The 20,187-nt window shown below is 67.6% G+C and carries 21 protein-coding genes; 15 read left to right on the top strand and 6 right to left on the bottom strand.

The genetic code is table 11. From position 1 onward, the window contains the following. Positions 1 to 50 precede the first annotated feature (50 nt). Complete coding sequence (locus FND50_RS02735; protein WP_005253238.1) at positions 51 to 1,043, top strand: lysylphosphatidylglycerol synthase transmembrane domain-containing protein; 993 nt, start codon at positions 51 to 53, stop codon at positions 1,041 to 1,043. Positions 1,044 to 1,053: 10 nt separating this feature from the next. Further along, positions 1,054 to 1,845 (top strand): class I SAM-dependent methyltransferase, encoded by a 792-nt coding sequence (locus tag FND50_RS02730; protein ID WP_144284678.1) that lies wholly within the window; start codon positions 1,054 to 1,056, stop codon positions 1,843 to 1,845. Here FND50_RS02730 and rfbB read toward each other — a convergent pair. Continuing rightward, the gene (rfbB, locus tag FND50_RS02725; protein ID WP_133985918.1) at positions 1,835 to 2,839 is read right to left on the bottom strand and encodes a dTDP-glucose 4,6-dehydratase; all 1,005 of its coding nucleotides are present in this window, start codon (positions 2,837 to 2,839) and stop codon (positions 1,835 to 1,837) included. The genes FND50_RS02730 and rfbB overlap by 11 nt on opposite strands. Before the next feature lie 63 nt (positions 2,840 to 2,902). Between rfbB and rfbA the strand changes: the two genes are divergently transcribed. The 6 genes from rfbA (at position 2,903) to FND50_RS02695 (ending at position 7,360) form a co-directional block, all read left to right on the top strand. Then, complete coding sequence (gene rfbA / locus FND50_RS02720) at positions 2,903 to 3,778, top strand: glucose-1-phosphate thymidylyltransferase RfbA (RefSeq protein ID WP_007298346.1); 876 nt, start codon at positions 2,903 to 2,905, stop codon at positions 3,776 to 3,778. 1 nt (position 3,779) lies between these two features. Further along, positions 3,780 to 4,367, top strand: coding sequence for a dTDP-4-dehydrorhamnose 3,5-epimerase family protein (locus tag FND50_RS02715; RefSeq protein WP_144284677.1), 588 nt, complete (start codon positions 3,780 to 3,782; stop codon positions 4,365 to 4,367). 57 nt (positions 4,368 to 4,424) lie between these two features. Beyond that, a complete protein-coding gene (locus tag FND50_RS02710) occupies positions 4,425 to 4,931 on the top strand; it encodes a polyketide cyclase (protein ID WP_005248804.1) in 507 nt (168 codons plus the stop codon). A 22-nt stretch (positions 4,932 to 4,953) separates the two neighbouring features. Further along, positions 4,954 to 5,763 (top strand): enoyl-CoA hydratase, encoded by an 810-nt coding sequence (locus FND50_RS02705; RefSeq protein WP_144284676.1) that lies wholly within the window; start codon positions 4,954 to 4,956, stop codon positions 5,761 to 5,763. Between the two features lie 85 nt (positions 5,764 to 5,848). Beyond that, positions 5,849 to 6,256 (top strand): PPOX class F420-dependent oxidoreductase, encoded by a 408-nt coding sequence (locus FND50_RS02700; RefSeq protein WP_144284675.1) that lies wholly within the window; start codon positions 5,849 to 5,851, stop codon positions 6,254 to 6,256. Between the two features lie 27 nt (positions 6,257 to 6,283). Next, a complete protein-coding gene (locus tag FND50_RS02695; RefSeq protein ID WP_144284674.1) occupies positions 6,284 to 7,360 on the top strand; it encodes a S1C family serine protease in 1,077 nt (358 codons plus the stop codon). On the opposite strand, the gene FND50_RS02690 is transcribed toward FND50_RS02695, so the two are convergent. The 3 genes from FND50_RS02690 to FND50_RS02680 all read right to left on the bottom strand — a co-directional run bounded on the left by FND50_RS02690 (position 7,361) and on the right by FND50_RS02680 (position 10,078). Then, a complete protein-coding gene (locus FND50_RS02690) occupies positions 7,361 to 8,398 on the bottom strand; it encodes an alpha/beta hydrolase (protein WP_039951738.1) in 1,038 nt (345 codons plus the stop codon). A 170-nt stretch (positions 8,399 to 8,568) separates the two neighbouring features. Next, positions 8,569 to 9,477 carry a PIN domain-containing protein gene (locus tag FND50_RS02685; protein WP_144284673.1) on the bottom strand — a complete coding sequence of 303 codons (909 nt, stop codon included), beginning with the start codon at positions 9,475 to 9,477 and terminating at the stop codon, positions 8,569 to 8,571. A 124-nt stretch (positions 9,478 to 9,601) separates the two neighbouring features. Continuing rightward, on the bottom strand, positions 9,602 to 10,078 hold the full coding sequence (locus FND50_RS02680) for a GtrA family protein (RefSeq protein ID WP_144284672.1): 477 nt from the start codon (positions 10,076 to 10,078) through the stop codon (positions 9,602 to 9,604). 98 nt (positions 10,079 to 10,176) lie between these two features. Here FND50_RS02680 and FND50_RS02675 point away from each other — a divergent pair, with 98 nt between their 5' ends. From FND50_RS02675 to FND50_RS02660, 4 genes are all read left to right on the top strand, one after another. Further along, entirely contained in the window at positions 10,177 to 11,610 is a 1,434-nt protein-coding gene (locus FND50_RS02675) for an FAD-binding oxidoreductase (RefSeq protein WP_005253221.1), read from the top strand. Further along, the gene (locus FND50_RS02670) at positions 11,610 to 12,371 is read left to right on the top strand and encodes a decaprenylphospho-beta-D-erythro-pentofuranosid-2-ulose 2-reductase (RefSeq protein ID WP_005248822.1); all 762 of its coding nucleotides are present in this window, start codon (positions 11,610 to 11,612) and stop codon (positions 12,369 to 12,371) included. Before FND50_RS02675 ends, FND50_RS02670 begins: the two co-directional genes overlap by 1 nt. An 11-nt stretch (positions 12,372 to 12,382) precedes the next feature. Beyond that, the gene (locus FND50_RS02665; RefSeq protein ID WP_186301223.1) at positions 12,383 to 14,275 is read left to right on the top strand and encodes a galactan 5-O-arabinofuranosyltransferase; all 1,893 of its coding nucleotides are present in this window, start codon (positions 12,383 to 12,385) and stop codon (positions 14,273 to 14,275) included. A gap of 112 nt (positions 14,276 to 14,387) precedes the next feature. Continuing rightward, positions 14,388 to 14,660, top strand: coding sequence for a hypothetical protein (locus FND50_RS02660; RefSeq protein WP_144284671.1), 273 nt, complete (start codon positions 14,388 to 14,390; stop codon positions 14,658 to 14,660). Here FND50_RS02660 and FND50_RS02655 read toward each other — a convergent pair. Then, a complete protein-coding gene (locus FND50_RS02655) occupies positions 14,657 to 15,358 on the bottom strand; it encodes an MspA family porin (protein WP_144288955.1) in 702 nt (233 codons plus the stop codon). The genes FND50_RS02660 and FND50_RS02655 overlap by 4 nt on opposite strands. A 214-nt stretch (positions 15,359 to 15,572) precedes the next feature. Between FND50_RS02655 and FND50_RS02650 the strand changes: the two genes are divergently transcribed. Continuing rightward, on the top strand, positions 15,573 to 17,363 hold the full coding sequence (locus FND50_RS02650) for a glycosyl transferase (RefSeq protein ID WP_144284670.1): 1,791 nt from the start codon (positions 15,573 to 15,575) through the stop codon (positions 17,361 to 17,363). 7 nt (positions 17,364 to 17,370) lie between these two features. On the opposite strand, the gene map is transcribed toward FND50_RS02650, so the two are convergent. Beyond that, positions 17,371 to 18,135 (bottom strand): type I methionyl aminopeptidase, encoded by a 765-nt coding sequence (gene map / locus FND50_RS02645; RefSeq protein ID WP_144284669.1) that lies wholly within the window; start codon positions 18,133 to 18,135, stop codon positions 17,371 to 17,373. Positions 18,136 to 18,187: 52 nt separating this feature from the next. On the opposite strand from map, the gene FND50_RS02640 reads away from it, so the two are divergent. Both FND50_RS02640 and FND50_RS02635 read left to right on the top strand, forming a co-directional pair. Beyond that, positions 18,188 to 18,448, top strand: a complete 261-nt coding sequence (locus FND50_RS02640; protein ID WP_005572349.1) for a helix-turn-helix domain-containing protein — start codon at positions 18,188 to 18,190, stop codon at positions 18,446 to 18,448. Positions 18,449 to 18,568: 120 nt separating this feature from the next. After that, the gene (locus FND50_RS02635; protein ID WP_144284347.1) at positions 18,569 to 20,002 is read left to right on the top strand and encodes an IS1380 family transposase; all 1,434 of its coding nucleotides are present in this window, start codon (positions 18,569 to 18,571) and stop codon (positions 20,000 to 20,002) included. The last annotated feature ends 185 nt before the right edge of the window (positions 20,003 to 20,187 follow it).

The raw sequence follows: 20,187 nt of genomic DNA, 5'->3' as shown, positions 1-20,187 counted from the left end.
TATCGTCGGAAACGAACGCTGCACTGCCGCAGCACACTGCCGGTGAGGGGGTGGTCCTCGTGGACGCCGATCCCGAGATCGTCCCGGACCGCGGCGGTCGCGCCGTCCTGATGAACGCGCTGCGGATCCTCGTCACCCTCGCGATCGTCGTCGCCGTCGTGTTCGCCGTGAAATCGCAGTGGGCCGAGGTCAGGGACACGATCACCCAGCTGGACTGGTGGGCGCTCGCCGTCTCCGCGGTGTTCGTCTTCCTCGGCATGGGCGCGGCGGTGCGCGCATGGCAGCACGCGCTCGGCGCCCTCGAACATCCGATCCCCGCCTTCGACGCCGCCCGCTGCTACCTGGTCGGTCAGCTCGGCAAGTATCTGCCGGGCAGCGTGTGGGCGTTCGTCCTCCAGACCGAGCTCGTGCGCCGGGCCGGGGTGTCGCGGGCCAACGGATTCGTCGCCGTCCTCGTCACCGTCGGGCTGAGCATCACGTCGGCGCTGGTCGTCGGGCTGCTGGCGCTGCCCGCCCTGTTCCACATCAGCACCGTCGCGGCGGTCGCGGTGATCGTTCTCGTCCCGATCGCGCTCGTCTGCTGCTACCCACCGGTCCTCACCCGGCTGGTGAACCTGGCCCTGCGGATCCTGCGGCGTGCCCCGCTGCAGCGGCAGCTGACCATGCACAAGATCGGGCTGGCCCTCGGCTGGTGCGCCGTCAGCTGGGTCCTCTACGGCGTGCACCTCTGGTTCCTCGCGTCGAGCTCGGCGGGATTCGAGGCGGGCACCCTGGTGCAGTGCATCGGCGCGATCGCCCTCGGCATGTGCGCGGGCGTGCTGGTGGTCGTCGCGCCGTCCGGCATCGGGGTCCGCGAAGCCGTCGTCGTCGCGGCTCTGTCCCCGTTCATGGACAGCGGGGTCGCGCTCGGGCTGGCCCTCGCGTCACGCCTGGTGTTCACACTGTGCGAGGTGCTCGCCGGCTTCGTCGCCGCGATCGCCGGTTCGCGTTCGCTGCGCAACGCCCTCGTCCACGAGGATTCCCGGGTACCGCAGCCGTCCTGAGGAGAACGCGATGACGGACGCCTGGGAGATCGATCCCGCGTACGAGCGCTACATCGGCCGCTGGAGCCGGCCGGTCGCGACGCAGTTCCTGCGGTGGCTGGCCGCCGGCCCGGGCGGCGCATGGTGCGACGTGGGTTGCGGGACGGGCGCCCTCGCCCACACCGTTCTCCGCACGGCGGATCCGGCCCGGGTGGTCGGCGTCGAACCGTCGCAGCCCTTCGCGGCGGCGGCTCGGGCCGGCACGGACGATCCCCGCTTCGACGTCCGGTCGGGCACCGCCGAATCCATCCCCGCCGAGGACGGCGAGTTCGACCGCGTGGTGTCCGGGCTCGTCCTCAATTTCGTTCCCCATCCGATCGACGGGCTCGCCGAGATGCGCCGAGTCACGCGAACCGGCGGGACGGTCGCCGGGTACGTGTGGGACTACGCCGAGGGAATGCAGATGATTCGCGCGTTCTGGGACGCCGCCCGCGCACTCGACGAGAAGGCCGCGAACCTCGACGAGGGCGTCCGCTTCCCGCTCTGCCGGCCGCAGCCGCTCCGCGACGCACTGTCCACCGCGGGGCTGGCCGGGGCGGAGGTGCACCCGCTCGACGTGCCCACTGTGTTCGCCGACTTCGACGATTTCTGGCGGCCCTTTCTGGGCGGGCAGGGACCGGCACCCGGATACTGCGCGTCCCTGCCCGCAGTGCGCCGAGACGAGCTTCGCGACCTGCTCGATGCCCGCTCGCGGCGCGACGACGCAGGCCGCATCGCACTGACGGCGAGAGCGTGGGCGTTCCGCGGAACCGTCAGCCGATGACGGATTCCGTGGCCGCGTACGCCTTCTCCGCGGATTCCTTCTGCGCCCGCCACCACGACTCGTTGTCGCGGTACCAGCGCACGGTGGCCTCGAGTCCGCTGCGGAAATCCTTGTACTGCGGCGTCCAGCCCAGTTCGGTGCGCAGCCGCGTCGAATCGATCGCGTAGCGCAGGTCGTGGCCCGGGCGGTCGGTGACGAAGTCGAGGTCGTCGGCGTCGCGGCCGAACAGTTCGAGCAGCGTTCCGACGACGGTCCGGTTGTCGACCTCGCCGTCCGCGCCGATCAGATACGTCTGACCGAGACTCCCCTTCTCCAGGATCGTCCAGACGGCCGCGTTGTGGTCGTCGACGTGGATCCAGTCGCGCACGTTCTTCCCGCTGCCGTACAGACGGGGGCGCACCCCGTCGATGAGGTTGGTGATCTGACGCGGAATGAACTTCTCGACGTGCTGGTACGGGCCGTAGTTGTTGGAACAATTCGACAGGGTGGCCCGCACCCCGAACGACCGCGCCCAGGCCCGCACCAGCAGGTCGCTGGACGCCTTGGTGGCCGAGTACGGGCTCGACGGGTTGTACGGGGTCGACTCGGTGAAGCGCTCGGGGTCGTCCAGTTCGAGGTCGCCGTACACCTCGTCGGTGGAGATGTGGTGATACCGGACGTCGTGGGCGCGGACGGCCTGCAACAGCGAGAACGTGCCCATCACGTTCGTCTGCACGAACGGCGTCGGATCGGCCAGCGAATTGTCGTTGTGCGATTCCGCAGCAAAGTGGACCACCGCGTCCGAGCCCGCGACCAGACGGTCCACCAGCGCGAAATCCGCCACATCGCCGTGCACGAACTCGATGCGGTCGGCCACCGGGTCGAGCGACTGCCGGTTGCCGGCGTACGTCAGCGCGTCGAGCACCGTCACCTGCACGTCCGGGCGCTCGGCGACCGTCTGGTGCACGAAGTTCGCACCGATGAACCCGGCGCCGCCTGTCACGAGAAGCCTCATGTGCACCCACCCTAGTGGCGCGCCCGAGTTTCTATCCGACGCGAACACTGGAACACTGCGCACATGCGTGGAATCATCCTGGCAGGGGGCACCGGGTCCCGATTGCACCCGATCACTCTCGGAGTGAGCAAGCAACTGGTCCCGGTCTACGACAAGCCGATGATCTACTACCCGCTCTCCACCCTGATGCTGGCCAACATCCGGGACATCCTCGTCATCACCACCCCGCACGACGCCGAGCAGTTCCGCCGGCTCCTCGGCGACGGCTCCCAGTTCGGGGTGAACCTCACGTACAAGGTGCAGGAGGAACCGAACGGCCTGGCGCAGGCGTTCGTGCTCGGTGCCGACCACATCGGCGACGAGTCCGTGTCCCTCGTGCTCGGCGACAACATCTTCTACGGCCCCGGTCTCGGTTCCCGGCTGAACCGCTTCGAGAACATCGACGGCGGCGCCGTCTTCGCCTACTGGGTGTCCGATCCCAGTTCGTACGGTGTGGTCGAATTCGACGACACGGGCCGGGCAATGTCCATCGAGGAGAAGCCCGCCACCCCGAAGTCGAACTTCTCGATCCCCGGCCTGTACTTCTACGACAACGACGTCGTCTCGATCGCGCGCGATCTGAAGCCGTCGGACCGCGGCGAGTACGAGATCACCGACGTCAACCAGGCATACCTGCAGGCCGGACGGCTGCAGGTCGAGGTGCTTCCCCGCGGAACCGCGTGGCTCGACACCGGCACCGTCGATTCGCTGCTCGAGGCGTCGAACTTCGTGCGCACGCTCGAACACCGGCAGGGGCTGAAGATCGGCGTCCCGGAAGAGGTCGCGTGGCGCCGCGGGTTCATCACCGACGCCGAATTGTGTGCCCGCGCCGAGACTCTCGGCAAGTCGGGATACGGCGACTATCTCCTCGAACTTCTCGAACGCGGCAAGGACTGGTGACGTGGAGTATCGGGAACTGAAGGTTCCGGGCGCATGGGAGATCACCCCGAGGCAGTTCGGCGACGACCGCGGCGTGTTCCTCGAATGGTTCAAGGGCTCGGAGTTCGAGGCCGCCGTCGGGCACAGCCTCGAACTCGCGCAGGCCAACTGCTCGGTGTCCGCCGCCGGTGTCCTGCGCGGCATCCACTTCACCGACAACCCGCCCGGGCAGGCGAAATACGTGACGTGCGTCAAGGGTGCGTTCCTCGACGTGATCGTCGACGTGCGCGTCGGGTCGCCGATGTTCGGGCAGTGGGATTCGGTGCTCATCGACGACGTCGACCGCCGTGCCGTCTACCTTCCGGCCGGTGTCGGCCACGCGATCCTGTCCCTCGAGGACGCGTCGACCGTGATGTACCTGTGCTCGATCGAGTACACCCCGGCCCTCGATCACGACCTCCATCCACTCGATCCCGAACTGGGAATCGACTGGCCCACGGTGGGCAGGGACGGCAGCCCGCTGACGTTCCAGCTGTCCGAGAAGGATTCGGCCGCACCGTCGCTGAAGCAGGCCATGGACGCCGGAGTGCTGCCCACCTTCCCCATGTGAGTGTTTTTGCGTGCCCGAGCACTCGATGGCACTCACATGGGGTGGCAGGATGCGGACATGACAACTGACACCGGCGAGCGGCTGGAGGTCCGGCGGGCTGTCGCCGCGGACCCGGCGACGATCTTCGGCCTGCTCTGCGATCCCGAGGGACATGTGGCTATCGACAGTTCCGGGATGCTGATGTCCGCGGAAGGGGACCGGGTCACGGCGGCGGGCGACACGTTCGTCGTGCACATGGACCGCGACGCGTTGAACGACTTCGACCTCGGTCTCTACGACGTGACGGTGACGATCGAGACGTTCGTGCCCGACCGGGAGATCTCCTGGAAGGTCCTCGGGCAGATCCGGCCGCAGATCGGGCACGTGTACGGCTACCGGCTCGAGCCGATCGACGAGGGAACGATGGTGACGTCGTTCTACGACTGGTCGTCCATCGACCCGGTGTGGCGCGAGTCCGGGATCTTCCCGGTGATTTCCGAGACCGCTCTGCGCGCGACGCTGGGCATCCTCGCGCGCACGGTCGCCCCCGGGCGTCCGCGACCGCAAATCGATCCCGAGAATTGAAACGTGTTCTAGTATCGAGGGCGTGAACTTCGTCGTCGTCGACCATCCCCGGCCGGGCATCGCCCTGGTGACGCTCAACCGCCCGGAACGCATGAATGCGATGGCGTTCGACGTGATGATCCCGTTCCGCGACGCACTGGAGGAGATCAGCAACGACAACGCGGTGCGCGCGGTGGTGATCACCGGTGCGGGCCGCGGCTTCTGCTCCGGCGCCGACCAGAGATCCGCGGGCACGCTCCCCCACGTCGACGGCCTCACCCCGCCGACCGTCGCCCTGCGGGCCATGGAGATGCTCGACAACGTGGTGCTTTCGCTGCGCCGGATGCACCAGCCGGTGATCAGCGCCGTCAACGGCGCGGCCATCGGCGGCGGCCTGTGCCTGGCGCTCGCCTCCGACATCCGGATCGCGGCGGACGACGCCTACTTCCGGGCGGCGGGCATCAACAACGGCCTGACCGCGAGCGAGCTGGGCCTGAGCTACCTGCTGCCCCGGGCGATCGGTTCGTCCCGGGCGTTCGAGATCATGCTGTCCGGGCGGGACGTGCACGCCGACGAGGCCGAGCGGATCGGACTCGTGTCGCGGTGCGTGCCCGGCGAGGACCTGCTGGACGAATGCTTCGACCTCGCCGAGCGCATGTCGCGGTTCTCCCGGCCCGGCCTGGAACTGACGAAGCGCACGCTGTGGTCCGGGCTCGACGCCGCCTCACTCGAAGCCCACATCCACCAGGAGGGTCTCGGGCAGCTGCTCGTGCGGCTGCTGACCGACAACTTCGAGGAGGCCACCGCCGCACGCAAGGACAAGCGCGAACCCCGGTTCCGGGACCAACGTTAGACCGCCTGCCCCGTGCGGGGTTGACGAGGGCCTGGACTCAGCCAACCACGCACAGGGCCGAAGGCCTCAGGAGTATCTTTCGGACATGTCGAAGCCACCTCTGACACCGAAAGCCGCCGAGATGTTCGCTCGGCCCAATTACGCCACCATCGCCTGCGTCCGACCCGACGGCCAGCCCGTGTCCGTGGCCACCTGGTACCTGTTCGAGGACGGCAAGGTGCTGGTCAACATGGATGCCGAGCGCCGACGCCTGGACTACCTGCGCGGCGACCCCCGCGTCAGCCTCACCGCAATGGACCCCGACGACTGGATCACGCACGTCAGCGTCCAGGGCCGGGTGACCGAATTCGTCGACGACGGCGACCTGGCCGACATCGACCGCCTCGCCACGCATTACACCGGCAAGCCGTACCCCGTCCGCGACCGGAAACGGGTCAGCGCCTGGATCGAGATCGACACCTGGCACGGCTGGGGGTCGCTGAAACAGTCCTGAACCGACTCCGCAACGACGACAACCGGCATGACGACGCCCCGCGCCGCAACGGTCCTCGCCGTGGCCACGGCGGTGATCGGCAGCCTGCTGCTGAGCGCACCACCGGTCCGCGAACCGGGACCGCCGGCGGCGACGGTCGCCCAGCCCGCCGCGCCTCCTCCGCCGCCGCCCGTGGTCCTGACCCCGGCGGAGGTCGAGGCCACGGTGATCCCGGCGATCGTCACGCTCGTCGCGGATTCGGGTCTCGTCGAAACCGCGGGAACGGGGATCGTGCTCACCCCCGACGGTGTCGTCCTCACCAACCATCACGTGATCGACGGTGCCCTCGACATCAGCGCGGTGAGCCTGGGCAACGGTGCGGAGTACGCCGCGGACGTCCTCGGGTACGACAGTTCGCGCGACGTCGCGGTACTCCGGCTCCAGGGCGCGGGCGACCTCCCGGTGGCGACCCTCGCGAAGGACACCGCCGTCGGCATCGGTGACCCGGTGACGGCGGTGGGTAACGCGGAGGGAGGCGGAGTTCCGGTGGCGGCCCGCGGGTTCGTGACCGACGTCGGGCAGACGATCACCGCCCGCAGTTCCACCGACGGTTCCCGGAACCGGCTGAACGGGCTGATCCAGATCGATGCGGCCGTACGTCCCGGCGACTCCGGCGGACCCCTCGTCGACGCCACCGCCGCCGTCATCGGTGTCAACACCGCGGGAAACGCCGACTCCGACCCCGCGAAACCCGCTCCCACCCAGCCGAAATCGTACGCGGTGCCCATCGACACCGCGATGACGATCGTCGATCAGGTCCGCGCCGGAACCACGTCCGCCACCGTGCACATCGGCGACACCCCTCTCCTCGGGATCAGCGTCACGGACGACGCTCGGGGCGCCGAAGTGCTCTGGGTCAGCATCGGCACTCCCGCCGACGACGCGGGCATCGAGATCGGGGACGTCATCACCGAATTCGACGGAACACCCGTCCGATCCTCGGACGATCTCAGCGAACGCATGATCGCGCGGCACCCCGGCGACGAGATCGCGGTGCGCTGGTTCGACGAGACCGGCCGACAGCGATCGACAACGATCGTGCTCGAGGAAGGCCCGCCGCGGTAGTCAGGCGGTCTTGTCCCGGGCGACACCGTCCTCCGGCCGCACACGCGTCGCGACGAAACGCGCGATACGCCGAAGCACCGCACGGCTTTCCGGCAGACCGGGCCACAACGCCGGGAACGCGTGCACCTGGCCGTCCCAGATCTGCAGTGTCGTCGGAACTCCCGCAGCGCTCAGCCGATACGCCATCAGCTCCGAATCCGACCGCAGCACCTCGCCTTCCGCAGCGACCAGTAGCGCAGGCGGCAGACCCTCGAGATCGCCGTTCACGGGCGACAGCGCGGGGTCGAGAACGCCGTCCACCTCGCCGCCGAGCTTGCCGATGGTGACGAGCGCTTCCACGGGCGCGAACACGTCGCGGGCGGCATTGGCGTGCACCAGCTTGTCGGCACAATCCAGGTCCAGCAGCGGCGACAGTCCGACCAGGCCCGCGGGCAGATCGACGCCCTCCTCGCGCGCCTTCAGCGCGGTCGCGAAGACGAGGAACCCACCCGCCGAGTCACCGGCGAACACCGTCCCGCCCGCGCGGGCTCCGTTCTCCAGCAACCACTTGTACGCCGTCAGGCAGTCGTCGACCGAACCGCTGATGTTCGTGTCGGGCAGTTGCCGGTAGCCGACGTGCATCACCGGCAGCCGGGTCAGCTTCGCGATCGTCGCGACCACCGGCCGATGCGTGTTCAGCCCGCAGCACAGGAAGCCGCCGCCGTGCAGGTAGAGGACGACGCCGTCACCGAGATCGGGTGACACCCCGGGCGCGCGCACGATCTCCGCGTCGAATCCGGGCAGTCGCACCTTCTGGCGGCGGATACCGGAAGCCGGACGGATCCCCGCCGCCATATCCAGCAGCGCGGCCCTGCGGATCGCCGACTCGTTGATCGGGGCCATCCGCACCACAGGCCGGAGAAACCACCTGCATGCCTGGTAGAGAACCTGGGATTCGATACTCGGCCCCGCGAGCCTCGCACCCGAACGGTATTGGACGATCGGTGTCCCGTTCCGCTGCGGCGCGGACGGCTTGCGGTCGTTCGGCACAGATTTCATGCCTTCTCCCCTGGTCGCCGATACCCGTCGCCTTTGACGGATACGTAACTTCAACCTTGGAGTACCCGTCGCGGTCGTGTGTCACTCATGGTGGCTTCGGCCCCAAGTCGTTATCCCCTTTGCCCGAATCGTTATCGCGGGCGTGCCATGTGGGACATCGGGCGGACGGCTCAGCCGAAATCGAGGTCGTCGAGCTCCTCCACGACGGTGACCTTCCGCTTGCGTCCGCCCATCACCCTGCCGATGCCGCGGCGGCCGCCGCTGTCCGCGTTGCCCGAGGGCAGGATGCGCTGCGGTGCCACCCGGGGTCGCGCCACGTGCACGGGCGGCAGCGCCGCCGCCGGAGCCGGAGCCGGAGCCGGAGGTTCTACGGGGTCGCGGGCTGCGAGGGGCGCCCGAGGCGGGAGTCGCGCCTCGACGGCGGCCACGGGCGGCGACGTGACGACCGGCTCGAAGACCCGTTCGCGGCGGGGCTGGCCGGTTTCCCGAACGTCCATGTCGTCCAGGTCGACCACCCACCGCACCCGGTGATCGAGACCACGTTCCTGGAGCTCGGCCCAGATCTCGTCGTGCCACGTCGACGGCTCGCCGTTACCGAACGCCCGGGAGTTGGCACTGACCCACACCACGTCCTCGGACGGGCGGCGATCGGCGATGTCCAGGACCGTCAGCCAGTTCACCGTGGCGGTGTAGCCGTGCCGCTTCTTGTCCACATAGGGGCGGCGACGCTGCAACTCGCGACCGGCGATCTCGAGGTGCGACGCGTGCGCCGGCTCGATCACGTCGCAGCCCATCGCCTCGAGCTGCCGGGCCAGCGAGTCGACGTACCCGTCGGCCTTGGCCCGGGCGGCATCCACGAAGACCGACAGGTCCTCCCGGAGCCCGAGCCGGTCGTACATCCGCGCCTGGACGGTGAGGGCGTCGATCATCGCAACCGATTCCCGCTGGTACCGGTGCGCGACCTCGACGAGGACGAGGCGCGGCACGAGCACCCGGCTCCCGTGGTCGAGGGCGTCGCGGACGAACGTCTCGAAGCGCACGTCTCGTGTGACGGCCGAGGTATCGAGAACAATCAGCATTGATCGATTCTGACCGAACACACCTGCCACGCCAGAGAAGTTGCTGAGTCGTTACCGAAACACCCGAATCGGGGTCATCGCAGCACCCGCCGGGGCATTGCCGCGTGGTTGCCCGGCAGCGGCGCTAGTGGATCTTGAAGATCACCGCGCGCTGCACGACGAAATTGATGACCGTCGCCGTGCCCTGGGCGATGACGAACGCGAGCGGCAGACGCCACCATTCGTCGGGGAATGCGTGGTACATCACCCAGTTGAGGCCCACCTGCACGCCGAATGTGACCGCGTAGAGGATGACGACGGCAACGAAGCGGGCGCGGCTCGGTTCGGCCTTGAACGTCCACCGGCGGTTGATCAAGTACGCGGTGGTGGTGCCCGCGATGAAGCTGATCGACTTCGCCGCGTTCACGGGGAGCCCGACCACTTCCAACAGCAGGACGTACAGCCCGAAGTCGACGATGGCCGACAATCCACCGGTCAGGACGAAACGGATGATCTGCGTCTTCAGGTCCAGTGCGTCGTCCGCGATGTTCTCGGTGACGGGGATCTCGACGGGGAGCGGAACGTGCGGTTCGTGCTCGTGACTCGGCTGGGTTTCTGACACGACGACGAGGCTAGCGCCCCGTGAGTACTCGTCGACCGTCCGCGGTGGATAAGCACGCACGGGCCCGCGGGGCCGGCCTCCGGGTACCCTCTACCTCGATGTCCACGACAGCAGAAGAGACGCCCACCCAGGCGCTCCCCACACAGACCCGCACCCTCACCGGCTGGGGACGCACCGCGCCCACCACCGCGCAGGTGCTGTCCACTCCCGACGTGGAAGTGATCGCGCGAGCGGTTGCCCAGGTCGCGGAGCAGAACGAGTCGAAGCCCGCTCACCTGCAGCGTGGGGTGATCGCCCGTGGCCTCGGCCGCTCCTACGGCGACCCGGCGCAGAACGCCGGTGGCCTGGTCATCGACATGAATGCGCTGAACCGGATCCACCGCATCGACCGCGACACCCACCTGGTGGAGGTCGACGCCGGCGTCAACCTGGACCAGCTGATGAAGGCGGCCCTGCCGTTCGGCCTGTGGGTTCCGGTGCTGCCGGGTACCCGGCAGGTCACCATCGGCGGCGCCATCGGCTCCGACATCCACGGCAAGAACCATCACAGCGCCGGCAGCTTCGGCAACCACGTGGTGTCGCTGGACCTGCTCACCGCCGACGGCAAGGTGCGCACGCTGACGCCGAAGGGCGGCCGCAACGACCCCAAGGGCGCACTGTTCTGGGCGACGATCGGCGGCATGGGCCTGACGGGCATCATCCTCAAGGCCACCATCAAGATGACGCCCACCGAGACGGCGTACTTCATCGCCGACGGCGACGTCACCCAGACGCTCGACGAGACCATCGCGCTGCACAGCGACGGCAGCGAATCCAACTACGAGTACTCGAGTGCCTGGTTCGACGCCATCGCGGCACCGCCGAAGCTGGGTCGCGCCGCGATCTCCCGCGGTTCGCTCGCGAAGCTCGACCAGTTGCCGGCCAAGCTGCAGAAGAACCCCCTCGCGTTCGACGCCCCGCAGCTGCTGACGTTCCCGGACGTCTTCCCGAACGGCCTCGCCAACAAGTTCAACTTCTCGATGATCGGCGAGCTGTGGTTCCGGAAGTCCGGCACGTACCGCGACAAGGTTCAGAACTTGACGCAGTTCTACCACCCGCTCGACATGTTCGGTGAGTGGAACCGCGCCTACGGATCCAACGGATTCCTGCAGTACCAGTTCGTGGTGCCGACCACCGCGGTCGAGGAATTCAAGGCCATCATCCGCGACATCCAGAAGTCGGGGCACTACTCGTTCCTCAACGTGTTCAAGCTGTTCGGCGAGGGCAACCAGGCCCCGCTGAGCTTCCCGATCCCGGGCTGGAACATCTGCGTCGACTTCCGCATCAAGCCCGGCCTGAACGAGTTCGTCACCGAACTCGACAAGCGGGTGCTGAAGTTCGGCGGCCGCCTCTACACGGCCAAGGACTCGCGGACCACCGCCGAGACCTTCCACGCCATGTACCCGCGGATCGACGAGTGGATCGCCACCCGCCGCAAGTACGACCCCACCAATGTCTTCGCCTCCGATATGTCCAGAAGGTTGGAACTCTAGTGATCAACGCTGTCGGGAACCCCCAGACTCTCCTGCTGCTCGGTGGCACCTCCGAGATCGGTCTCGCGATCTGCGAGGAGTACCTGAAGAAGGCGCCGATGCGGGTGATCCTCGCCGCACTGCCGGGTGATCCCGGTCGCGATGCCGCCGTCGCCCAGCTGAAGGCGGCCGGCGCCAACGCCGTCGACGTCATCGACTTCGACGCCGTCGACACCGAGAGCCACCCGAAGGTCATCGACGAAGCGTGGGCGAAGAGCGACGTCGACGTCGCCATCGTCGCGTTCGGCCTCCTCGGCGACGCCGAGGAACTGTGGCAGAACCAGCGCAAGGCCGTCCAGATCGCCGAGGTCAACTACACGGCCGCGGTGTCGGTGGGCGTGCTCGTGGGCGAGAAGATGAAGGCACAGGGCTTCGGCCAGATCATCGCCATGTCGTCCGCCGCAGGCGAGCGCGTGCGCCGCTCCAACTTCGTGTACGGATCCACCAAGGCCGGACTCGACGGCTTCTACCTCGGACTCGGTGAGGCACTGCGTGAATTCGGTCCGCGCGTCCTCGTCATCCGACCCGGCCAGGTCCGCACCCGCATGTCCGCGGACGTGAAGGAAGCCCCACTCACCGTGAACAAGGAAGACGTGGCCAAGCTCGCCGTCACGTCGGCGGAGAAGGGCAAGGATCTCGTGTGGGCGCCGGGCGCCTTCCGTTACGTGATGATGATCCTGCGGCACATCCCGCGACCGATCTTCAAGAAGCTGCCCATCTAAGCTTCGCCCTCGTGACGGAAGCAGACGTAGCACCGGCCCGACAGTCCCTGTCGACAGCTCTCGAAATGCTGCTGGGGGCCGTCGTGGCCGCAGTGGTGGCGGCAGTCGGACTGTTCGCGTTCGCGCGGGTGCAGTGGCCGGCGTTCAACTCGTCCAACGTGACTCAGGCCGTCACCACGGTCGGCCAGGTCGTGGCAATCGCGGGAATTGCGGTGTCGGTGCTGCTCGTGCGACTGCACCGGTCTCCGCGGTTCGCCCGGCTGCTGTCGTGGGCGAGCCTGTCCGGGTTCGTGACCGTCACCCTCGGCCTGCCTCTCGCGGCCACCAAGCTCTATCTCCACGGCGTCTCGGTCGACCAGGAGTTCCGCACCGAATACCTCACGCGGCTGACCGACTCGGCGGCACTGCGCGACATGACGTACGCGGACCTGCCGCCGTACTACCCCGCCGGATGGTTCTGGGTGGGCGGGCGCGTCGCCAACCTCCTCGGCATGAACGGCTGGGACGCCTTCAAGCCGTACGCCATCGGATCGCTTGCCGTCGCAGCCGTCGTGGCACTGGTGTTGTGGAGCAACCTGATCCGCCACGACCTGGCCATCGTGGTGTCCCTCGCGACCACGGCACTCGTCCTGGCCTACGGGTCACCCGAACCGTACGGCGCCGTCATCACCCTGCTGATCGGTCCCGCACTCGTCCTCGCCTGGGGCGGGCTGCACCGTATCGACGGTCGCGGCGGCTGGGGCGCCGTAATAGGCACCGGACTGTTCCTCGGCCTCGCCGCCACGTTCTACACGCTGTATCTCGGACTCGCCGCCTTCGCGATCACCCTGCTCGCACTACTGGCCGCGACCCTGCGGATTCGCGCCCAGAAATCGTGGCGGGCGGCGATCGATCCGCTGGTCCGGCTGATCGTGATCGCCGCCGTGTCCGGCCTTCTCGCGCTGACCGTCTGGTTGCCGTATCTTCTGAAGGTCGTGGGCGGTTCGCCCGCGGCGTCGGGAACAGCGCTGCACTATCTGCCCGAGGCAGGCGCGCATCTGCCGCTGCCGATGATCCACTTCTCCCTCACCGGGGCACTGTGCCTGCTCGGCACCATCTGGCTCGTCGCCCGCGCGTCGACGTCGCGGCGCGCGCAGGCACTCGGCGTCGGAGTGGTGGCCATCTACCTGTGGTCGCTACTGTCGATGGCGTTCACCGTGCTCGGCAGCACCCTCCTCTCGTTCCGGCTCGAGCCTGTGCTGATCGTCCTGCTCGGCGCGGCAGGTGTCTTCGGATTCGTCGAATTCGCAGGATGGCTCGTGCTCGCGACCAGCGACAATCCGCGGGTCAAAGGGGCGGTCCTGGTGATCGGGGTGCTGGGCGCGTTGTCGTTCGTCCAGAACATCCCCAAGTTCCTCGACTCCGACATCGCTGTCGCCTACACCGACACCGACGGCAACGGTGAACGCGCCGACCAGCGCCCACCCGGCGCCGCCGCCCACTACGCGGCAGTCGACGAGCTGATCGAGACGCAGGTCCCCCGCGACCGCGACGACACGGTGGTCCTCACCGCCGACACCAGTTTCCTCAGCTTCTACCCCTACCTCGGGTTCCAGGCGCTGACGTCGCACTACTCGAATCCCCTGGCGGACTTCGCCGGACGCGCCCGGACCATCTCGGAGTGGAGCGAGCTCGAGACGCCCGACCAGCTGGTGACCGCACTCGACACGGCGCCGTGGCGCGCCCCCGACGCGTTCGTGTTCCGCCAGGGCCCCGACGGGTACACGCTGCGGCTCGCCGAGGACGTGTATCCCAACGACCCCAACGTGCGCCGCTACACCGTCACGTTCCCGAAGGAACTGTTCGACGACCCCCGATTCACAGTGTCGGAGACCGGACCGTTCGTGGTCGTCACAAGAAACTGATCGGTCTGTTCACGTTTATCTCGCCCTGCCCGAGGGAACACCGCAGCCAATCAGGGAGGCGGGTATTTTCCGCGCCCCGAGGGGAATTGTCAGGTCGTCGCGAGGAGCGGTCATGCCGGATGCAGTGGAGCCGCGACGTGCCGGTAGCGGTGCCGAGGACTATCTGCTCGGCACCGCCGGCGGTGAGGTGGTCGTGCATGCCGGACTCGTCGTGACGATCGGAGCGATCGTCGGTGTCTACGTCGGGCACTGGGTGCTTTTCGTGATCGCCTTGCTCGGTGCCGTATGGATCACCGGCGACATCGTCGTCCATGTCAGTCGACAAAGGTCGCCGGACATCAGTCCGGCGACCCCTGTCAGGCACCCTGTCGGGCGGGCTGCCTAGTTGAGCTTCTGCGGCACACCGTAAGTCATCACGGTGTCACCGTTCTCCGTCACGGCCATGGCGTACGGACGGATGGTGACCGGCCCGATAGCACCGGAGATGGAGCCATGAACTCCCTGCATCCTGACCACAGCTGCCGATCCGTCGAACTCCTGACCCTCGAGGATCGGAACGGTGGTGATTCCACCGGGCTCCAGGTCGATGTCGAGCTCCTGCGACGGAATGATGTCACCGGCGAGTTCGACGTTCGTCCCCGCGTTCAGACCCAACGAGAGCTCCGGGAGGAGCCCCAGGTCGATTCCGTTGCTCGACCCGATCGCGAACCCGAGTCCGGGCGTGTTCAGGACGATCGTCGCGCCGGCCAATGCGACCGGGTAACCGATCTGATAACCGACGGTGAGCTGAGTCCCCTCGAACTCCTCCGCGTTCGGGCCGGTGATGGCGACCCCGGCGTAACCGTTGTGGAAGAACTCCACGCTGGTCGGTACGCCGTCCAACGGCGGTACGGTCTGATACTGCGTGTCGCCCTGCACGACTTCGATGCGATTTCCTCGTGCGTCGATCACGGAGCTGGAATTGTCCACACCGGCCGACGCGGTGCCATTGCCCATGACCATGGCGAGCGCGGCGATGCCTGCGACTGCCACCGAGCGTGTAAACCGTTTGTACCCAAATCGAGATGTGCTGATGTCCGTCATGCCGACCCCATTCAGAGTGCACTGCAACCGATACGAAAAAGCATGCTGAGCGTAACCAGTGGGGCAGGAGAATATCCCTGTATTGATCAGAAGTTCACAAATCAACTTGATGTGATACACGCAACAATCACGCGATCGCAACCCAGGAAGCTCTCAGCGACCTCCGGTACCCTCGGTCGATTGACATCGACCCGAGAACCGGAGGCGCAGCTGCGTGACTGAGATACTCACCCAGGTCGAGACCACTCGGCAGGCAGAGAGCACCAGCACCACTGCTCGCCCTCTCCGCTCCCGTCTCCGGCCGCACCCGGCCGATGTCGCGGCGATCGTCTTCTACGTCGGCCTCGCTGCATTCGTGTTGGCCCGCCAGTGGAAACACCTCGGGACCGGCTATCTGGTGCGCAGCGGCCAGGACCAGACGATGTGGGAATGGTTCTTCGCAGTCGCCGCCCGCTCACTGGTACATCTGGAGAATCCGCTGTCCAGCGACCTGCAGAACTACCCGCTGGGCGTCAACCTCATGGGCAACACGGCGATGTTCGGCATCAGCATTCCGCTGGCGCCGGTCACGCTGTTGTTCGGACCGAACGTCACCTTCACTTTCGCGCTCACACTTGGCCTGTCGGGCACGGCGATTGCCTGGTATTGGGTGTTTTCGCGGCATGTCGTGTCGTCGCGGCTCGCGGCCGCCGTCGGCGGCGGTCTGTGCGGTTTCGCCCCCGCCCTGATCTCGCACACCAACGGGCACCCCAACTTCGTCGCCCTGTTCCTGCTGCCCTTCATCGCGCTGGCCGTGATCAGGCTGGGTAGCGGTGTGCGCCCGGTGCGCGACGGCATCGTCCTCGGCTTGCTGATCGCCTATCAGATCTTCCTCGGCGAAGAACCGCTGCTGATCTACGCGCTGGCGTTCGCGGTTTTCGGTGCCGCCTTCGCGGCGTCACGTCCGCGTGCGGCATTCGCGGCGGCCACGCGCAGCATCACGGGGTTCGCGATTGCCGGCGGCGTCGCGCTGGCCATCGCCGCCGTTCCCCTGTGGTGGCAGTTCTTCGGGCCCGACAGCTACCGGGCGATCGAACACGGCCCGGTCGGCAACGACACCGAAGCGTTCACCAGCTTTCCGACGTCCTCACTGGCAGGCGAGCCCGGGTCCGCCGAGTTCAGCATGAACGCCACCGAGGAGAACGCGTATTTCGGCTGGCCCCTGCTGATCCTCCTCGGCCTCTCGGCCCTGTGGCTGTGGCGCATGCCGCTGGCTCGTGCCGCGGCCGCGACCGTTGCAGTGATGGGCGTCCTGTCGCTCGGGACGTCGCTGACCATCGGCGGCTGGGACACCGGAATTCCCCTGCCGTGGAAGCTGATCTCACACCTGCCGCTCCTCGAATCCGTCCTCGAATCGCGCTTCGCGATGGGCTGCCTGCCCGCCGCCGCCCTGCTGCTCGCGCTGGGCACCGACCGCGCCCTGGCGTCCGCCCGCGAGGGCCAGCGGACCACCACCCTGCTGTGGGTCGGCTGGCTCGCGGTGGCGCTGCTTCCGCTGGCGCCCACGCCGCTCGCCGTCGTGCAGCGTGACACCGCACCGAGTTTCTTCGCCGACGGCACGTGGCGGGAGTACGTCACCGACGGCTCCGTCGTCACGGTGCCGCTTCCCTCCCCGGAGAACGCGCGGATGCTGCGCTGGCAGACCGAGCAGGATCTCGCATTTCCCATCGCCGGTGGGTATTTCGTCGGCCCGGCCGGCAGCGAGGACCAGGGCAAGTACGGGCCCGACGACCGCCCCACCGCACTACTGCTCGCGTCCGCACAGTCGTCCGGCCAGGTGCCTGTCATCGACGAGGCGGCGAAAGCCCAGGCACTGACGGACCTGAAGTTCTGGAACGCCGACGTCCTGGTCCTGCCGCACACCCAGAACGATCGCGTTCTGCGCGAGACGGTCCAGCAGCTCGTCGGGGCGCCCGCGAAGCCGGTCGACGGCGTGTGGGTGTGGGACGTGCGAGCACTGACGTAGGAAAGTCCTACCGCGTCAACACTTCCGGTCCGTCCTCACCGATTGCGACGGTGTGCTCGCTGTGCGCGGCACGGGCACCCGTCGCCGTGCGGAGCGTCCAGCCGTCGGCCTCGTGCCGGTAGTCGTCGGTGCCGTCGCCGATGAGCATGGGTTCGATCGCGATCACCATCCCCGGACGCAACAGCATTCCCTTCCCGACACGTCCCTCGTTGGGCACGTGCGGATCTTCGTGCATCTGCCTGCCGATGCCGTGCCCGCCGTGGTCGGCGAGCATCCCGTACCCCGCGCCGCGCGCGAACAGTCCGATGGCGGCACCGATGTCTCCCAACCGGTTTCCCGGCCGGGCAGCCGCAATGCCGTGCGCGAGAGCGGCTTCGGTGGCCTCGACGAGTGCGATGTCGGCGGGGTCGGCCGTTCCCACGACGAAACTCACGGCGGCGTCCCCGCACCAGCCGGCGAGCCTGGCGCCGCAGTCGATGCTGACGAGGTCACCGTCGCGAAGTCGGTATTCGCCGGGAATACCGTGCACCACCGCGTCGTTCACGCTCGCACAGATGACCCCGGGAAACGGGCTGGGCGCCCAGTTCGGGTGATAGTTCAGGAACACGGGCTCCGCCCCCGCGTCGCGGATCACCGCGGCGGCCACCGCATCGAGCCCCTGAAGCGTCACCCCGGTCACGGCCGCCTCACGCACGGCGGCCAGAGCGTCGGCCACCACCCGGCCGGCCGCGCGCATCGCCTGCACCTCGGCCGCCGTCTTCAACTCGACCACAACACCCTCCACGACGGTTTCCAATTTCTATACCGGTATTACTATATGACACATGGTGCGTGTGCCGTTGACAGCAGAGGAACTCGAACGCGGGCAGAGGCTCGGTGAGCTGCTGCGATCCGCGCGAGGAGACATGAGCATGGTCACGGTCGCACTCGACGCGGGCATCTCCGTCGAAACCCTGCGCAAAATCGAGACCGGCCGCATCGCGACGCCCGCGTTCTTCACGATCGCGGCGGTCGCCCGGGTTCTCGACCTCTCCCTCGACGACGTCGCCGCGGTCGTGACCTTCGGTCCCGTGAGTACTTCTTAACCTCGATGCACCGATTCGAATGAGCGCCTGAGAGTGTCATAACGTCGAAATACCCTGTCGTAGTGGAAGAATAAGACTTCTCTAGGGTCAGATTCAGCCACACCGAAGGGCATCTCGTAGATGGAATTATCTCACACCCGACCCGTCGCTGCGGCCAGGTTCGACGACCCCAATCTCGTGGCGACCGCGGGGCTGGTCCCGGTGATTGCGTTGGCGCAGGCCAGCGGCCTGCTCACCCTCGCCGACGAGCACCTGAGCGTGCCGACCGACAAAGGCGCCAACGCCGGCCGCAAGATCGGGTCCCTGGTCGGCGGGATGGTCGCGGGCGCCGACAGCATCGCCGACCTGGGCATCCTGCGGCACGGGGCGATGGGGACCGTCTTCGACCGCCCCTATGCCCCGTCGACGTTGGGCTCGTTTCTGAGGGAGTTCACGTTCGGGCACGTCCGCCAGCTCGATGCCGTGGCATCCCGCGTGCTGATCGGCCTTGCCGACCGGACACCGGTGGTGGCCGGGATCGACGCCGGGCGAGTGCTGGTCGATATCGACGACACGATCATCGAGGTCCACGGCCACGGCAAGCAAGGGTCCGGGTACGGCTACTCCGGGGTGCGCGGGCTGAACGCACTGCTCGCCACTGTCACCACGCAGACCGCTGCGCCGGTGATCCTCACCCAACGCCTACGCCGAGGAGCCTGCGGCTCCGCACGTGGCGCGGCCCGCATGGTCGCCGACGCCCTGACCACCGTCGACCGGCTGCGTTCCCAGGCCGGCGGGGCGGGTGGAGATGGGGCGCCGAAAGTCCTGATGCGGTGCGATTCGGCGTTCTACGGCCATCCCACCGTCGGTGCCGCGATCCGCGCGGGCGCGGACGTCTCGGTCACGGTGCGCCTGACCTCCACCATCAAACGGGCGATCGCCTCCATCGACGTGGACGAGTCCGCGTGGACGCCGATCGAGTACACCGACGCCGTCTACGACGAGGACACCGATACCTGGATCTCGCGGGCGGAGGTCGCCGAGGTACCGTTCACCGCGTTCGCCTCCCAAAAGAAGGCCCACCAGATCCCCGGGCGGCTGGTCGTACGCCGCATCCCCGACCTGCGACCACCCAAGGACCAGGGCCAGGGCACGTTGTTCGACATCTGGCGGTTCCACGCCTTCTTCACCACAACCGACCCCACCGACCTCGACACCGTAGCCGCCGACAAAACCCACCGCGGGCATGCCGTCATCGAGCAGGTCCACGCGGACCTGAAGAACTCCGCCCTCGCGCATCTCCCGTCGAACTCGTTTCAGGCGAACGCCGCCTGGCTCGTCGCCGCGGTGATGGCCTTCAACCTCACCCGCGCCGCCGCCACCCTCACCGGCGATCCCAAGCTGACGAAGGCGACCACCGGCACCATCCGGCGCACCCTCGTCTCGGTCCCCGCACGCATCGCCTCCTCCGCCCGACGCCTGACGCTGCACCTACCAACCCACTGGCCCTGGGAAACAGCATGGATAACTCTGTTCGACAACACCTTCGGTCGCACGCAGCCGATCATCGCCTAACAGCCACCCCACCTGCCCAGCCTCGACGCGAAAGACCCAGTGGAACAACCCGACCCACAGGTCGGACGATCACCCACGCCCGTAACCTACTCGCTACCGCACAACGAAACTCAGCACCGGCACATCAGTCGATCGGTGAATTTGGGCTTAACCGCGGGGCGTTAACAAGTACTCACGGGTGGCGG

Source organism: Rhodococcus sp. WB9, assembly GCF_007558985.1.
Lineage (GTDB): Bacteria > Actinomycetota > Actinomycetes > Mycobacteriales > Mycobacteriaceae > Rhodococcus_F > Rhodococcus_F opacus.
This window is presented reverse-complemented; position numbering and strand designations above follow the sequence as displayed.

What these genes read in the sequence shown, in the direction of transcription:
- FND50_RS02730 (WP_144284678.1), top strand. Translation starts at nt 1,054, where the DNA reads ATGACGGACGCCTGGGAGATCGATCCCGCGTACGAGCGCTACATCGGC.
- rfbB (WP_133985918.1), bottom strand. Translation starts at nt 2,839, where the DNA reads ATGAGGCTTCTCGTGACAGGCGGCGCCGGGTTCATCGGTGCGAACTTC.
- rfbA (WP_007298346.1), top strand. Translation starts at nt 2,903, where the DNA reads ATGCGTGGAATCATCCTGGCAGGGGGCACCGGGTCCCGATTGCACCCG.
- FND50_RS02710 (WP_005248804.1), top strand. Translation starts at nt 4,425, where the DNA reads ATGACAACTGACACCGGCGAGCGGCTGGAGGTCCGGCGGGCTGTCGCC.
- FND50_RS02700 (WP_144284675.1), top strand. Translation starts at nt 5,849, where the DNA reads ATGTCGAAGCCACCTCTGACACCGAAAGCCGCCGAGATGTTCGCTCGG.
- FND50_RS02695 (WP_144284674.1), top strand. Translation starts at nt 6,284, where the DNA reads ATGACGACGCCCCGCGCCGCAACGGTCCTCGCCGTGGCCACGGCGGTG.
- FND50_RS02690 (WP_039951738.1), bottom strand. Translation starts at nt 8,398, where the DNA reads ATGAAATCTGTGCCGAACGACCGCAAGCCGTCCGCGCCGCAGCGGAAC.
- FND50_RS02685 (WP_144284673.1), bottom strand. Translation starts at nt 9,477, where the DNA reads ATGCTGATTGTTCTCGATACCTCGGCCGTCACACGAGACGTGCGCTTC.
- FND50_RS02675 (WP_005253221.1), top strand. Translation starts at nt 10,177, where the DNA reads ATGTCCACGACAGCAGAAGAGACGCCCACCCAGGCGCTCCCCACACAG.
- FND50_RS02660 (WP_144284671.1), top strand. Translation starts at nt 14,388, where the DNA reads ATGCCGGATGCAGTGGAGCCGCGACGTGCCGGTAGCGGTGCCGAGGAC.
- FND50_RS02655 (WP_144288955.1), bottom strand. Translation starts at nt 15,358, where the DNA reads ATGACGGACATCAGCACATCTCGATTTGGGTACAAACGGTTTACACGC.
- FND50_RS02640 (WP_005572349.1), top strand. Translation starts at nt 18,188, where the DNA reads ATGGTGCGTGTGCCGTTGACAGCAGAGGAACTCGAACGCGGGCAGAGG.
- FND50_RS02635 (WP_144284347.1), top strand. Translation starts at nt 18,569, where the DNA reads ATGGAATTATCTCACACCCGACCCGTCGCTGCGGCCAGGTTCGACGAC.